Below are 16,154 nucleotides of genomic sequence, written 5' to 3' on the forward strand. Positions count from 1 at the left end.
GGTATCAGGTATAGGGGTTGGTGGTTTTGGGTACGGCACCTACTTCGTAACCGAAGAGTTGCAGCACCTGGTTCACTTTATCCAACCGTAGGGTTTCCTTTCCCTGTTCCAGTTCACGGATGAAACGCAGCCCTACACCCGCCTTTTCGGCCAGTTCGGGCTGGGTGAGCTTCACCGATTTCCGCTTGTCTTTTACAAAGTCTGCCAGGTTCATTTTATACCCTTTTGGGTACCAATATAGCAATTATTTTCATTTTTGCACCCTTTCGGGTGTATTTATATAGAATTCATAGATAATGATACCCTATCTGGTGCATTATTAGCAAATTGATAAAATATTAACCCCGTTCAGGTATAAATTAACCAGGAATTGCTACATAAGGGTGGAAGTAATAGAGCCGCAGGGTTTACCTTTTGAATCGGGATGGATTTCCCAAGCCAATCCAAATTCACATTGATTCTGTACAGAATGTTTGGTTGGTCAACAACACCTGTGGTAAGAAGGGTGAGGTGTTCCCCAGAACTGCAGCAAAACCTTCCGTAAAAGTTCGAACTGCACCAATAACCACACTATCAAATACTACCTAACCAAGGATGGCGGTCATGGCGGGCCTGGAGGCATATCTGGTGTACCATCCAACAATCTCTCCTCGCAGGTGATCAAGGTGAATGATTGTTGTTCGAGAGATATTGCATAAATATCAGTTGCCTTAGATATAGAATACAACCGTGCAGAAAGAAAATATAGCAACAATATCCAAAATAATGATCAAAAAACCAAGCAGGAATTCTTTCTCTAAACATTCATTAATCCTTACCCTATAGGACAAAAACCTCCCACCTACAAATACATATGCAAGAAATACTAAGTCTTAATAACTGGGAAAAAGGCTTTCTGAAAAGACTTATTACTAAGAAAAAAATTATCAGAGCCTGTACTAATACCAACACAAACTTCAATATTACTATGTGCTAAATCATCCCCAGATGCAACTTTTGAAATTAAAGCATTTGCCTTAAATGTAAAATACTCACCATCAGCCAATACAATTTCACCTGAACTATCATGTTTAAATCTATAAATAACCCATGGTTTTCCAACAAATGAGGTTTGGGAATTTACCATTCTAACATTAAATCGATCAATCAACAATTCAGCAATAACATGTTGAATACTGCTTACACTTTTTACTAAATCTTCCAAAAATTTCAAGTCCCTCTTCCCACCTCCATGCGCAATTCTATTTCGATTTGATTCTAAGAATAAATTAATATCAGAATTCGAAACACCTTTCTCATTAAGTAGTCTTTTAGAAATCCTCTTCGTAGCTTTCATTTTAGACTTTGAAGAGACGCCACAATTATTACAAACCTTTTCGACAAACTCATCTCCTTCCTCCATTGATATTCGCTCTAGTATAGAAGAAAATAACATTACTTTTTCCTCCCAAGAAACAGAGTTTATAGCCCTAGCAAACATATTAATTATAACATCTAAATATTCACGCTCATCATTCAAAGTGCCAAAACCTAAAAGATCATTTGGGCCTACTGGAATTTTATAATTACGGAAATGCGAATGAAAATTTGACAATATGAGAAAATCATGACCATTTGGAACCTCATTTTTGCTAGTAACAATGTGCAGAACTAATTCAGCCTTAGCATAAGAAACAAGCGAAACTCGACTTAAAAATTTCCAGCATAAGTCTGAAAGATAAAGAAAAACTTCTTCAATATTATTATCAAAACTCTCATCTATGTATAACTCACAATACCTTAAAGTACTTCGATCAAAAACTAAAATATCATTTACGGGTAACTCTTTAATCTCTACGCGTACATCACTAAATTCGTATACTCCTAATTGCAATGGCACCTCAGAGGAAATGATAAATTTTGATACCCACATAAGATTAATAAAATAATTTCAATTAGTTGATTTTTGGATTTCCCGCATAATGAGATCCCTATTTTTCGCATTAAATTGACCCCTCTTTTTCGTATATAAATACAGAAGGCTTGCCCATACTATTTAAGAATATTTAAGCTATATTACTTTTTGGATTTTTCCAAAATATGCAAAATAATTGCATGGAAGAAAAATTGTCAACCATATAAGGAGATATTACCGCTTCTTACTTCCCGATACAGAATTTTGACATCAGCATTTAATGCAGATTTTACGGAAATGTAAATCAAGAATAGAAGTACATTCCATCATTCAAGCTACGTTTGCTTTTTCAAAGAATAATTATTGTAGCAGTTTTCAATTATCCTTTTTATCAACCTTTTACAAGAAGCAGTTATTCAAATATTACAGGTTCAAAGTATTCTCTGCCCAATGAATAAGGGATCAGTTTTTTGTGCTGAAGCCTTCCAATAATAATTGCCGGGTGGGTATTGAACTGTTTTGCAATATCCCTGATGTCGTCTTCGCTGAGTGGGGCTGATGCTAAAATCTCGGCTTCTTCGTCTTCGGTCAATGTCCACTTACAGGCAAATTCATCTGCTTCCTGTTCTTTCTGCATATCCTTGTCGGAATAGTCGAGGTTTTCAAGAAAGATGTCTTTTTTACCGTGTAAAAGGATATGACCTGCCTCGTGAAAGAAGGTGAACCAGAAACTGTCGTTACGGTTATAGCGGCCCGTGAGCTGAATAAATGGGGTATCGTTGAGCCAACGGGTAGAACCGTTGATGGGTGCTTTATTGATGCAGGGGGTATGTACCACTTTAACTCCTGCTTCGAGGCAAATACTTTGCAACTGACTAAAAAAACCATCAGGATGGTTGGCCATGATGGACTTGATTTGAGGAAGGGCTTCTTTGAACTTCTTTTCTGAATAGTCATTGGCTTCCAGTTCGGCAGCCTGTAACTCACCTTTGCGAAGCCAGGCCGAAATGGCATACGGCTCTTTAGTTTGAGCCAGCGAAATGCGGAAAGCTACTTTTAACTGCTGATTGAAATAATAATCTTCCCAGGCGGTATGATTGGAGAAACCAAAGAATGCCAGCATCTCCATTGTTTTTTCCTGAATGGTGCCTACCTGAGGCAGCCAGCCTTTTTTGATCATATCGGCTAAGGGAAACTGCTTTGCCCATGAAACGGCTGCATCAATGGTGGCTTTGCGTTTCTCTCTTGCTATGTATTCATCATAGCCACGCTGGTGGTTCATCCAGAAGTGGGCGGGGATCTTTGTTACATTTTCAAATTGGACCGCCATATCAGGGGTAATGGAGCTTTCGCCCTTAAGGACTGCAATAATGGTTTTTTCCGGCTTGCCGGTGCGGAGGGCAAACTCTTTGGGCCCCATTTCCATTTCTTCCAGTTTCTCAGCTAAGGTTTCACCGGGGTGGAAAACAACTGAAGGGAAATATTGATTTTGCTTGGCCATTGTGTTGTTGTTTAATGATAGTCAACAATTTCTATAACTTCTACGCCTTTGATCTCTAACCAGATATACTGCCCGTGTTCATTGGTAGGGATTGGGGTTTCGTGAGGTGTGAAAACCAATCTGTAGGGGTGGTCTAAGTCGCAAGTCCATTGCCCTTTTCTGTCGCCGGTTAACTCGTGAAACCTGCCAGGCAAGTTTCTCACATCTTCCAGGGTGGTCGCATCCCGCAAAGCGTTGAGCCTTGATACGAATAGCTTTGCCCTTTTATCGCCCATTTTCTGGCGGCATTTGTTGTAATCGCCTGACAGCTTCTCCAGTTTTTTATCGGTAAAAGTTATTTCCACTGCAAAGGTAATATTCTTTTGGTTAACAGCAAGTGTAAGTCATATTATTATCTACATGTGCTTTCCGTCTTGTTTTACCGGTTAATTCATAAGCAAAGGCAATAGTTAATCATTATGGTAGGTGAGTTTTGACATTTCTATAGTAATTAATACCCTAGATTAATAGAAGTTGTTGACCTGATTACAATTCTATAAGCTGGAATTCTTTCAGCCGATGATGAAAAATCATTTATAGCATTAACTGAAAAGTCATTGGGCTTAGAGTTGTCATTTGCGGAATCGAGAATTGTTGTATTTCCAAAGCTATTTGGATAAATACCAACAGCTTCTCGCACTTGTGCTGCAGAATAATAGGTAGCCTTCTCTTTTTTTGTATCAAATAAGCAACAGGTAATAATTCGCCAAGGTTGTGCAAGTTCAGGATGAAAGTCATGAAAACTTACAGGACCAGCCAATGCCAATCTTTCTACATCAGTAGCTTTTACTAATGAACACCCAAATTGGTCTTCGTTAAAATTTCTTATGCAAATATCGTTGCCATAGTAATGGTAATTAGCTGACCCATTGTAAAGTAAGTAACGTACTACACAACCTGAAGCAGCTAAAAGACGATTTAACTTAGTCCACTGATACTCACCGCCACTTCTAAATGTAGCAATGTCATGGTAGGTGCCATCCAAATTTAAAACCTTAGCTTGTAAAGCCCACCAAAGAAACTGACCAGTAGTGGTTTCGACAAAAATGTCCATGTCGTTTCCATGGGTTCTTTCATTTCTTGCCTCTACTGCCCAAACACCTATGTTAGGAAAAGATAAGCGATTGTCTTCGATTTCAGAAACAATATCAGATGTAAGACCAATTTCCCGTGCTTGATTTCCCGTGTGATGGTTCCTGATTATTTTGTTCCAGGTATTTGCAGCAATTGACTCAAACAGCTTACATCTATTTGATAATTGTACTAATGGCATTTTCTATTTATTTTAATTCACCTTCACCTGCCCGTTCATCAGCATGGGCAAGAGCCAATCCCGCAGTTCGGTAAGTTTTTGGTTTTCGATTAAATTTTTACCAATCTTTTCATAAATTGTAGAAACTTTTTCATTGAATGATTCTATCAATTCTGTTGGAGGAAGTACAATTCTGAATCCTTTTACAAGGCTCCCATTTAGATTGTTTATGTTAGTTCCTAAGCACTCATTTTTTATTGTAGTAAACATAAAATCTGATTGAGTATATGAATAGAGATAAAACCGATAATTACTCTTTGCAACGATTTTTGCACAAAAAGCTCCAAACGATGCTTCCTTTTCATAAAAGAAAAATCCATTTTTACCAATATGTTCCTTGCTACCACTAGACATCGTGATTAAAATATCGAACTTGTTAAGAACCTGAGTGGGTGAAACATTCTGTTTAGGAACATAAACCATATCATTTAAATCAATGACATTACCAGAAATATTGGTCGCCCTTAGTATAGGAATAACTCCGTTATCGTTTGGACTTTTAATCTCACTGGAATCATAAGTAACACCTCGCACAAGTTCAGCAATATCTCCAAGTGTTCCATCTTCCCACCCCACAGGAATCTCCTTTTGCAACTCCTCATTCCAAACCATTTTGCCGCCACTGGTTTTGTAGGGTTTACTGTTTTTATTAGGAAAATCGAATTGTACAAACCAATAATTATAAAGCGTTTTTACCATCGCTTCTAAATCTGCATTAATGCGGTTGTTGATCTCAATTTTGGAATCTAAGGCAGAAAGAACAGAGGCTATTTTCTTTCTTGCCTTAACATCAGAATAAACATTAACATCAATCTGATTTAAGATTCCCTGAGTAAGCAGAGGTTGACTGGAACCTATTTGTCTTTTGTTTAAGGAAATACACTTTAGTAAGTAATAATTATACTCATTGCTTTCAATTTGCTTATGAACACCAGCAATTGCATTATCCGAAACCCAACACTTACCTTTTTCAAAATGAACACTTCCACAATAAGCTCCTACACGACCTATTATTAAAACGTTTTCATAATTTGACACATTTGTATATCCTAAAATGCCGTTACCTCCATAAACGGGTATTGCACCAGATTCTTTAGGAGCAATTTTCCCATTTTTAAAATCAATTAAATCTTCGAGTTTTATTGGAATAATTTCATTGTTCATGCTTCAATTCATTTAATTGTTTCTGAATCTCTTTTTCAAGATTTTTTGATTCTGCAAATAGCCTGTCTAAACTAGTTTTGAAGGTGTTCATTTTGGCTACAAACTCAGCATGTGAAATGTCAGTGTATTCAATCTTCACTTCAAAATATTGACCTGCACTAAAGCTGTAGTTCTTTTCTCTTATCTGTTCGTAGCTCACCACCACCGTAAAATCTTCTATGGCTTGGTGTTGGTTGAAGGTTTTAATGATGCGTTGTTCTTCTTCTTCCGAAAGCACCGTTTTTTGGTATTTGCCATCTTTTATGGTAGTGCCTAGTTTAGAGGCATCCATCAATACAATTTCACCTTTGGTATTGGCTTTATCCAAAAACAATATACTTACATTAGTACCGGTAGTTGCAAAAATATTACTGGGCATGCTCACCACGCCACGCAGCATTTTTTGTTCTACTAACCGTTCTCGTATTTTCTTTTCTATACCGCTTTGAGCAGTAATAAATCCTGTTGGCACAACAATAGCTGCCTTGCCTTTCGGTGATAATGAATACATAATGTGTTGAATGAACAATGGATAAATAGCCATTTTATCCTTATCCTTCTTTGGCACATTGGGAAAGCCCGCAAAAAAACGTTCACTATTCTGCTTCGTATCTAAATCAGCTACATAATCGCTAAAGTCTAATTTGAACGGAGGATTGGAAACAATGTAATCGAAGGTCATCAGCTTATCGCCCACTTTGTGGTAAGGGTTCAGCATGGTGTTGCCCTGGATGATGTTTTGAATGGAGTGTACCAAGTTGTTCAATATCAAATTCAACCGCAACATGCTGGATGACTTCTGCGAAATATCCTGCGAGTAAATGGTACAGCGGTCTTCGCCAATGGCATGGGCCAGGTTCATCAACAATGTGCCTGAACCTGCGGAGGGGTCGTAACAAGTTACGTTGCTCACCGGCTTATCTACCAAGATAGAAGCCATGATTTTTGAAACGGCATGTGGCGTGTAATACTCTGCATACTTACCGCCACCATCTTTGTTGTAGTCTTTGATGAGGTATTCAAAAATGGTAGAGAAGAAATCGAATTTCTGATTGAAGATTTTCTCGAAACTGAAATTCACCAACTGGTTGATGATGGCTTTACAGAAATTATCCCGCTGGCTGCTGTCGGTAATGTAATTGCTCAGTTCATCGAACAAAGTAATCTTTGCACCCGTGCCGGTTTTAACAGAGAATATTTCGTTGTTGAAAATGGCAATATCCCGAAGGGTATCGTCAAAGAACTTGGCAAATTCTTCTTTGTCCTGCCGGTTATACAGGTTGGAGAGGTAATGTTCCCTTTTCAGTTTGGCACTATCGGGGTTCATTCTCAGCAACAGCATTTCATACTGCTTGTCTGTATAGGTAGCAATTTCCTTTTCCCAACTTTCGGCCTTTGCCAGTTTGGGTTCCAGTTGTTTTACTTCATAGCCGAACTTATCGTTCATGAACTTGTACAGGAATACCTGGGTAATGATCTTAAATTCATTGCCATCGTTACCTAACCCATACGAGGTACAAACACCTTTCAGGTTATCAATCAACTCTTTTGTCTGTGCCGTAAAGTCTTGTGTTACCATGCGTATTTACCTTGATATTCGTTAATGTATTCTTTTACCAAACAGCTATTGATATACTTAGCCGATTCGGGGTCTAAATCAATTTTGCTTTTGCCAAAGCTGCCAATCACCATTTGAATCATCAGCTTATCGAAATAGCTTTCATTATTCAGCATCTGTGTATTGAGCAGCACCTTATCATCCACCTGCTTTTTGATGTCCATCAGGGTTTCGCATATTTCGCTTTCCCGTTTGGAGATGTTGCCTTTCTCTACAATGCGTTTGTGCATCCGTGCATACTTGGCATCGTTCTCGTATTTGGCTTTCAGCAGGTTGTTTTTTCGGTTGAGCTCCGTCACCTTGTCGTAAATCTGTTGCAGGGAACCGATGTTCTGTTTCATATCGTCCTGCGTAATTTCATCGAGGTTCTTTTTATCAAACAGTCTTTTCAGCTCATCATAGAGAGTTACGAACTCGGGGGCGGTTTGGTCGAAGTTGCCGCCCAATGCCTCACGGGTTTTGCGAAGCATATCTTTCAACTGGTCGGCAATTACCATTTCTTCCTCCGATACCTTGCGGAACATAAAAAGCACATTCTCCAGGGCTACATTGAGGAGATTGGTGGTATCTACACTGTTTTGTACCGATTCTTTGAGGTTCAGCAATTCTAGATGCCTTGCCGTTTCGTTGTATAGCTGGTTGAGTTTCTTGAAATCAACTTTCTCCAGCATATCAAAATGCCCGTACAGCCGGATGAGGTTGTACAGGTTTTTGGCACTCTCCAAAGCCTTTTTGATTTCCAATACTGTTTTGCGGTCTTCAATCTGGCTTATTTGCTGAGAGAAAATTTCGGCATTAGTAGTATTGTAATGCCAGAGTTTTTCCTTGATGTCTTTGATTTCTTCTTCAATCTCTTCTTTTGATTTGAAAAGGTTGGAGTAGTGCTGCATTTCATCGCCTAACTCACCTTGCAATTCATCAAAATAGGCTTTGTTGGTTTTGTCAAACTCACCGCTGATGTCGGCAAAGTCAACCACATAACCGTACCTGAATTTCTTATACGGACGGTTTACCCTTGTGAGTGTTTGCAGGAGATTGTGGTCTTTAATCAAACGGCCTATGTACAATTTCTTCAACCGCTTGGCATCAAAGCCGGTGAGCAGCATGTTGTACACAAAGAGGAAATCTATTTTGCCATCTTTGAAATTCTCTACCTCGTCTTTTCGGTCTTCTTTAGAACCTACATCGTGCAGGATTAAAGTAGCGGTTAGATTTTTACTCTGGTCGCTGATATAAGCGCCATATTCGGCAGCAGGCTCAGCAGCCATTGAATAAGGAAGTACTTCTTCAATTACCTTTTGTGATGGATTGTATTTGTTAATGAAGATCTCAAACAGTTTTCTTGCTTGGTCGGCACTATCGCAAACAACCATTGCCCCAATGCTGTGGTCGCCAAAGCGAATACGGCTCTTTACAAAGTCGGTTACTATGTAATCCAGCATGGGCTCTGCAAACCTTGCATGGGCATAGATAATGCGTCTATCTGCATCGCCTTTCAGAATCTCTACTTCCCGCAGGGCTTCTTTCAGTTGAATTTTGTAGCTGGTTTCAATGTCTTCCCGAATGAGTTTCAGGGTGTAGCCATCGGCAATGGAAGCATTGTAGTAATACTTGTGGATGTAATCGCCAAAGGTTGCTTTTGAGGTACGGTCCTTGCCAATCAGGGGCGTACCAGTTAATCCAATCAATATGGCGTTTCTATCAGAGTTAAAGAGGTTTGCCAGAAAACTACCTGTTGGGTTGTAGCTGCGGTGAACCTCATCTAAAAAGTAAATGCGTTGAGTGTTGATGTCGTAATCATTGGAACGCAGCACATCGGTATCATCTTTGAACTTCTGAATGTTTACCACTGTTATTTCCCGCTTGCCGGAAAGGTTGTGAATGGCTTGCCGCTGCCGGAAATTCTTTAAGAGTTCTTCTTTTGAGTTAACGGTATGTACTACCAACCCACGGCTTTTAAATTCCCGGTGTGCCTGAATCATCAGGTCGATGCGGTCAACAATGAAATAGAATTTTGGAACGATATCTTTTTTCTGAAAATAATCGGTGAGGTATTGCACATTGTAGTAAGACAATGCTGTTTTACCGCTGCCCTGTGTATGCCAGATGATGCCTTTTTTAACTCCTTCGTCCAGCTTTTTTGCGATGGCCTTTGTAGCAAACAACTGGGGATACCGCATGATGTGTTTTTCCAGCCCGTTTGTTTCCTGCACATAGGCAATGGCATATTTCAAAATCATTGCAAACCTGTCACGACTAAACAGGGAAGTAATGATTCTATTGGTTGGAGTATTCGGTTCTTTATTGGTAATGAACTCCGGTGAATGTTTGATGGCTGAAAGATTATTGTCTTTCAGTACAAAGTTTTCGAGCTGGTCGTCTTCGGGCTTTAGCAGTGTTGCCAGATCGAATGTTTCTTCTTCACGGAAACAGTTGAAGTTGGCAGCGGAATAGGATGTAGAAGAATAGAATGCACCCTGTATGGGTTCAATGCTCTCCACATCGTACTCCATGTTGTTGGAGAAGACCAACACCTGCGAAATGTTGATAAACTTGCGGAATTTTTTGTTCTTAAACCTTGCATTGATACGGTCCCGTTCTGCCAGCACGCCTTCCTGGTTGTTGGGCTTTTTCACTTCTATAAATGCCAAAGGCATTCCGTTTACCAGCAGGGTTATATCCGGCCTGAACTCTTCGTCACCGTTCTTGTAAGTGAGTTCGGTAACTACATGAAAGCTGTTATTATTAAAATCTTTGTAGTCGATCAGTTTTACTCCGGAAGTTGCATTGAGCATATTGGAGAAAGCCTCGCCCAAATCTTCATTGTCTAATGCCAGGCAAATATTTTCATAGGTTCTCTTTATATCTGCTTCTTCAATATCCGGGTTAATCTTCCTGATGCTTTCGTTAAAAATGTCGGTGAATATGTTGGTAGTAATTTCCCATTTAGCCTTTGACAGAGACAGGTAGCTATAGCCCAATCTGCAAAGGTGCAGGATGGCAGGAATTTTTACTCTTGTATTTTCGTTAAAGGCCATACTTAATATTTACTGTATTTATTGCTATTACTGCTTTTTACTTTTCTTTTTATTGATTATAACTTCCTCCACAGCTTGCATTGCTTTCAGTGCCACGTCTTCATCTTTGACAACATCGTATAACTGATCTGCCAACCACAGAATGAGAAGTTCTTCCTTGTCGGTTTTCAGAATATCAGCTAAAAGCGGAAGCTGCTCCCTTTTCAATTGTCGCAGCCCTTTTTCGATTTTACTCAACTGAGCCGTATCCATTTCAAGCAATGGTGCTACCTGCCGCAAGTACAAATGTTGCTGCTCTCTGAGTGCTCGTATTTTCTCACCAAACTGACTTTCCATAGTCTTAATTTTGACTAGTCAAATATTGGCAAATATACTCAATCAAAGGAAATTGTTTACCTGCATATTATACAGAATTGCCAAGTTTGCAAAGCATGAAACAGCTCCCATTAAACTCCTCAAATGGGAAGGGTGGTAAAAGCAAAAAAGCCTCCAATAAAGGCTTCCAGGAAGCTATTAAAACGGAATCAGGAAAGGGAAAAGGCCAGCAGCAGACAATAATCACCTTTGCAGGTTGCTTTTACGAACCGGAGCCAGGCTGCAGGGAAACATCCTTACTTCCCAATACAAAACTTGCTAAAGATATAATCCAGCAAATCCTCATTGCTCACCTCACCGGTGATCTCGCCCAGGTAGTGGAGGGCACGCCGAATATCGAGGGCCAGGAGGTCGCCGGGGATGCGGTTGTCGAGGCCGGCACGGATGTCACTGAGGGATTGCAGCATCTGCTGGAGGGAATGGAAATGACGGGCATTGGTCACGATGGTATCCTCAGTGGTGACTTCACCCTGCAGTACCATGTCCACCAGCCTTTCCTTCAACACCTCGATGTGCAGGCCCTGCTTGGCGGCGATCAATAAGAAGGGGGCCGCCTTGGCATAACGATCACGCACAAACGCTTCATCGCCCTTGTCCACCTGGTTGCCCACCAGCAGGTAACGGAAGCCATTCTTATCGAACTCCTCCTTCACGGCTACCAGCTCTTCCACCGGCATGGAATTCACGTCAAACAGGTAGAGGACCACATCGGCCTGGCGCATCTTCTCAAGGCTCTTCTCCACCCCTATGCTCTCGATCTGGTCGCTGGTATGCTCGCGGATCCCGGCCGTATCAATGAAGCGGAACAGGATACCATCAATATTCAATATTTCCTCAATGGTATCGCGGGTAGTACCGGCAATATCGCTCACGATGGCGCGGTTCTCGTTCAGCAGGGTATTCAGCAGGGTCGATTTGCCCGCATTGGGTTTGCCCACAATGGCCACGCTCACCCCGTTCTTGATCACATTGCCCAGCTGGAAGGAATGGGCCAGCTTGCTCACCCTTTCAATGGCTCCTGACACCAGGCCATACAACTGGCTGCGGTCGGCAAACTCCACATCTTCCTGCGAGAAATCGAGTTCCAGTTCAATCAGCGCGGAGAAACTGATCAGTTGCTCCCTCAGGGCCTTTAATTCGGCGGAAAATCCACCACGGATATTGTGCAGGGCATTCTTATGGGAAGCGGCCGTATTGCTGGCGATCAGGTCAGCAACGGCCTCGGCCTGGGTGAGGTCGAGCTTGCCATTGAGGAAGGCGCGCTGGGTGAACTCACCGGGTTTGGCCAGGCGGCAACCCGCAGCGATACAGGCGTCGATGATCTGTTGCAGTACGAAGGGCGAACCGTGACCGGAGATCTCCACCACGTTCTCACCGGTATAGGATTTGGGGCCTTTGAAGAGGGTTACCACCACTTCGTCGATGGCCTTGCCATTGGCCTTGAGGTAGCCTACATGAACGGTATGGCTGGCTTGTGCGGCAAGGTCTTTCGAAGGGAAAAGGGAGTTGATGATATCGATGGCTTTGGGGCCGCTCAAACGGATCACGCCAATGGCCCCGATACCCGGTGGGGTGGCAAGGGCTACAATGGTTTCATCCCATTGGGTGGTGGTGTACTTCATGCTGCAAAGGTGGGGAAAAAGATTTGTCGGTGGAGAGGGAGGGGCCACGAAGTCTCCAAGACTCGAAGGGACACGAAGATCCACTAAAGGCTTCGTGTTGCTTAGTGTCTTCGCGCCTTGGTGGCCCCACAAAAAAAAGCCCCACCGGAGTGGGGCTTCTATTGTCTTCGTTAGTATTACTCTGTTTCGAGACGGAAAGTGATCGGCTGCTTTTTGTAGGATTTAACCTGGCGACCGTTCTGGATAGCGGGGGTCCACTTACCAGACTTCTTGATTACGCGAACAGCTTCGTCGCGCAATTCCTGGGGTCCGCTTACGGCTTCTACATCGCTCACGTTACCTTCTTTGTCCACGATGAACTGAACTACCACTGTACCCTGCACCTCGTTGTCGATGGCTTCCTGGGGATAGCGGAGGTTCTTGTTCAGGTAACGCTGCCAGGCGCTGGTACCACCGGGGTAATCAGACTCGATCTCCACCTTGGTAAAGGTCTTGTCCCAGTCTTCTTCCTCTTTCTTGGGGGCTTCTACCACACCCTTACCTTCATCTGAAGCAGGGGGGGCAACGATACCCTCATCCTTGATACCTTCCTGGTTAACGGTACCGATCTTGGTTTCCTCCAGTTTTTCTACTTCTGGTGGCTTTTCGTCTTCCTTCACTTCCTCATCCTTTACGATCTTGGGAGGAGTGAACTTGGCCATTTCCACTTTGGGTGGCTCCGGCTTGGGTGGCGGAGGCGGTGGTGGTGGCTCGTTCTTCGGCTCTTCGCGCTTCACTTCTTCGAGCTGAACGTCCTGGACGATCATCTCGGTCTTCTCGTTGCCCTTCTTCAGCTTGGCTGCCAGGACACTTCCAAGAAGGATCAAAGCGATTATAGCGGCAGTACCGATCAATGCTTTCGTAATGCGCTGGCCATAGGTCTTGCGCAGGTCGTAAGCACCGTAATCCTTATTCCTTCCATCAAAAATGATGTCCAGAACATCAGCACTTAAAATTTTATTTACGTCCATTGTTCGCTTTTTTGAATAAGATGCATTGCTTTGAAAATTCCACAAACAAGATGGCCATTATTGGGGAGTAGCTCCCTGGGTAATAGCGATCAGCTGCTCTTCTACAGGGGAAATATCCACCAGGGCATAACGCTTTACGTCGTTGATGGTCATTTCATCCAGCATGTCAACTGTGTTCTTGTAAGTAGATTCCTTGTTGGGCTTGATCACCACCACGAAATCATCCGGATTGGTTGATTTCTTCTTGTTCAGGATAACGTCCCTAACTTCCTTGAACGTAGTGCTCTTGAAGTTAGAACCATCTGGCAGCAATTCACCCTCGTAGTAGAAGATATTATCGTTCTTCGCCAACAACAGGGTCAATGCGCCGGAGGCTTTTACCTTATTCTGCTCTTCTGGCTTCTCCGTATCCTTGGGCAGGAACAACCTCATGGCTGTTGGCTGGCTCATGGTAGTGGTGAAGATGAAGAATGTGATCAGCAGAAAGCCAAGGTCCACCATTGGGGTAAGGTCCACACGGGTGGAGAGCTTTTTACCTTTTTTTACGCCAGGTCCTTTTTTATGTCCCCCACCTGACGAGGTATCCATTTCTGCCATTTCGCAAAAATTTAGTTAGTTAAAAATTATTCTTCTGCTTTAGCCTGTCCGCTCATGTTCTTGCGGTACAGCTCGGTTCCTGCAGGAACGCCTTCCGGATTGGTCACCATCTGGAACTTCATTTCATCATTCTTCTTGAAGGCATCGATCACCCCTTTGAAGGCAGGATATTTTGAAGCGTTGTCGCCTTTTACCAGCAGGTTCATTTTAATTCCGGTGAACCCTTGCTTGATGGCGCGCATCCAGTCAACCATTTCGTTGTTGGCGGAGTCCAGTACAGGAATACCGGGAAGCTTCATCTTGGGCCAGTTATCAGCAGGCTGGGCAGCCAGTGACTTCAACTGGGCCAGGGGCACCCCGATGAAAGGTCCTTTCGCGAGGGCCTTCATCTCACCGTCGGTCAGACCGAGGTTACGATTGGTGTTCAGCGCCTCGATGATGTCTGACTTGGGAGCATCTTCAGACCAGGAAAGGAATACCTTTCCTTCCTTGTCGATGGTCACCAGGGTCACATCTTTCTGGGGAGCCACTTTGGAAGCTACTGAGCTTGGCGTTTGTACCGCCAGTGTTTCAGATGGCTTGAACTTGGTTGTCAGGATGAAGAATGACAACAACAGGAAGGCCACATCACACATCGCGGTCATGTCAATACTCGTACTCTTCCGAGGTACTTTAACTTTTGGCATGACTTAATTATTTGTTCAGTTTCACATTTAGATTCAAGACTCGGGGAATTCCACAAAACTTTTCCAAGTTTTTCCGGGTTCCCAATTTCCCAATTACTTGTACAGGGAAGCGAAGCTTTGGGTCAGCGTGAAACCAGACTCATCGATACCGTAAGTGATACCGTCGATCTTAGTAGTAAATACGTTATACATGATGATCGCTACAGCTGAGGTACCGATACCCAGGGCAGTGTTGTAAAGGGCTTCGGAGATACCTTTTGACAGTTCGCGGGCAGCGTCTCCACCACCTTCATCACCCAGCTTAGAGAATGAACGGATCATACCCATTACCGTACCCAACAGACCCAACAGGGTAGCTACTGAAGCGATGGTAGACAGGAATACCAGGTTCTTTTCCAGCATAGGCAGTTCCAGGGCAGTAGCTTCTTCTACTTCTTTCTGGATCTGGGCCAGTTTCTGGTCGGTATCCAATTCAGTGTTGGTGATCATTTCCTTGTACTTGCGCAGGCCAGCCTTCATTACGTTACCTACAGAACCCTTCTGCTTGTCGCACTCGGTCAGGGCAGCGTCAACGTTCTTATTAGCCAGGTGGTACTGCACCTTGCGGATGAATTCGTCGTTGTTTCCGGTACCGGTAGCCTTGCTGATGGTCAGGAAGCGCTCGATAACGAAAGTCAATACAACCAGGAAGTTACCGATCAGGATAGGTACGATGATACCACCTTCGTACATCTTATTGAAAGCACCTTTTGGACCTTGATGGTTGGGCCAGAATCCACCATTGGGATCAGGATTAGTAAAACCACTGTCAGCACCGGCAACAAACCTCCAGATCACGTAACCACCAATGATACACAATAAGGGGGCAATCCAGGAAATCGCGTTGCTCTTCCTCTTCGGCTGAACGGATGTGGCCGCTTTCGCAGTTGCAGTTGGTTTAGTCTCTGCCATAATCGTTTGTTTTTAGTTTTTGTAAAGAGATTTTTAATGGTTCTAAAAAATTTGGTCCAAACTGTTTTGGGGACACAAGTCTAAATAAAAAAAATTTAAAAAAAACAATTTCTTGGAATAATTATCCAAAAGCGCTACAAATTAAAAAAAAATGCCTTCCCTTGGCCCGCAGCCCGCTACTATATTGACTCTTCAGGCATAAGTGGATTTGCTTACAACCGTTATTTTTTACCATTTCTCCTTTTTTTCTCCCTTTTCATCCTTTCTGCCCCTCAGGTGTTAATGGTTAAACTTAAATTGGATCTTCC

Annotated in this window: 14 protein-coding genes; all 14 read right to left on the minus strand. The window is 42.6% G+C overall.

The features are described from left to right. Positions 1 to 4: 4 nt before the first annotated feature. The 14 genes from KJS94_RS08965 to KJS94_RS09030 all read right to left on the minus strand — a co-directional run bounded on the left by KJS94_RS08965 (position 5) and on the right by KJS94_RS09030 (position 15,846). Positions 5 to 214, minus strand: coding sequence for a helix-turn-helix transcriptional regulator (locus tag KJS94_RS08965; RefSeq protein ID WP_214447562.1), 210 nt, complete (start codon positions 212 to 214; stop codon positions 5 to 7). 651 nt (positions 215 to 865) lie between these two features. After that, positions 866 to 1,912, minus strand: coding sequence for a hypothetical protein (locus KJS94_RS08970; RefSeq protein ID WP_214447561.1), 1,047 nt, complete (start codon positions 1,910 to 1,912; stop codon positions 866 to 868). Between the two features lie 394 nt (positions 1,913 to 2,306). Then, on the minus strand, positions 2,307 to 3,395 hold the full coding sequence (locus KJS94_RS08975; protein WP_214447560.1) for a HigA family addiction module antitoxin: 1,089 nt from the start codon (positions 3,393 to 3,395) through the stop codon (positions 2,307 to 2,309). Positions 3,396 to 3,406: 11 nt separating this feature from the next. Then, entirely contained in the window at positions 3,407 to 3,739 is a 333-nt protein-coding gene (locus KJS94_RS08980; protein ID WP_214447559.1) for a type II toxin-antitoxin system RelE/ParE family toxin, read from the minus strand. Positions 3,740 to 3,885: 146 nt separating this feature from the next. Further along, positions 3,886 to 4,707 carry a DUF6615 family protein gene (locus KJS94_RS08985; RefSeq protein ID WP_214447558.1) on the minus strand — a complete coding sequence of 274 codons (822 nt, stop codon included), beginning with the start codon at positions 4,705 to 4,707 and terminating at the stop codon, positions 3,886 to 3,888. A 12-nt stretch (positions 4,708 to 4,719) separates the two neighbouring features. After that, positions 4,720 to 5,910, minus strand: a complete 1,191-nt coding sequence (locus KJS94_RS08990) for a restriction endonuclease subunit S (protein ID WP_214447557.1) — start codon at positions 5,908 to 5,910, stop codon at positions 4,720 to 4,722. Further along, positions 5,900 to 7,528, minus strand: a complete 1,629-nt coding sequence (locus KJS94_RS08995; RefSeq protein WP_214447556.1) for an HsdM family class I SAM-dependent methyltransferase — start codon at positions 7,526 to 7,528, stop codon at positions 5,900 to 5,902. Before KJS94_RS08995 ends, KJS94_RS08990 begins: the two co-directional genes overlap by 11 nt. Then, positions 7,522 to 10,605, minus strand: a complete 3,084-nt coding sequence (locus KJS94_RS09000) for a type I restriction endonuclease subunit R (protein WP_214447555.1) — start codon at positions 10,603 to 10,605, stop codon at positions 7,522 to 7,524. The genes KJS94_RS08995 and KJS94_RS09000 overlap by 7 nt, the downstream gene beginning before the upstream one ends. A gap of 27 nt (positions 10,606 to 10,632) precedes the next feature. Beyond that, positions 10,633 to 10,941 (minus strand): helix-turn-helix domain-containing protein, encoded by a 309-nt coding sequence (locus tag KJS94_RS09005; RefSeq protein ID WP_214447554.1) that lies wholly within the window; start codon positions 10,939 to 10,941, stop codon positions 10,633 to 10,635. A gap of 275 nt (positions 10,942 to 11,216) precedes the next feature. Next, positions 11,217 to 12,602 (minus strand): tRNA uridine-5-carboxymethylaminomethyl(34) synthesis GTPase MnmE, encoded by a 1,386-nt coding sequence (gene mnmE, locus KJS94_RS09010; RefSeq protein WP_214447553.1) that lies wholly within the window; start codon positions 12,600 to 12,602, stop codon positions 11,217 to 11,219. 176 nt (positions 12,603 to 12,778) lie between these two features. Continuing rightward, entirely contained in the window at positions 12,779 to 13,612 is an 834-nt protein-coding gene (locus KJS94_RS09015; protein WP_214447552.1) for an energy transducer TonB, read from the minus strand. 57 nt (positions 13,613 to 13,669) lie between these two features. Further along, the gene (locus tag KJS94_RS09020; protein ID WP_214447551.1) at positions 13,670 to 14,209 is read right to left on the minus strand and encodes an ExbD/TolR family protein; all 540 of its coding nucleotides are present in this window, start codon (positions 14,207 to 14,209) and stop codon (positions 13,670 to 13,672) included. A 26-nt stretch (positions 14,210 to 14,235) separates the two neighbouring features. Beyond that, positions 14,236 to 14,895, minus strand: a complete 660-nt coding sequence (locus KJS94_RS09025; RefSeq protein WP_214447550.1) for an ExbD/TolR family protein — start codon at positions 14,893 to 14,895, stop codon at positions 14,236 to 14,238. A gap of 93 nt (positions 14,896 to 14,988) precedes the next feature. After that, complete coding sequence (locus KJS94_RS09030; RefSeq protein WP_214447549.1) at positions 14,989 to 15,846, minus strand: MotA/TolQ/ExbB proton channel family protein; 858 nt, start codon at positions 15,844 to 15,846, stop codon at positions 14,989 to 14,991. Positions 15,847 to 16,154 lie beyond the last annotated feature (308 nt).

The organism is Flavihumibacter rivuli (assembly GCF_018595685.2).
Taxonomy (GTDB): Bacteria; Bacteroidota; Bacteroidia; order Chitinophagales; family Chitinophagaceae; genus Flavihumibacter; species Flavihumibacter rivuli.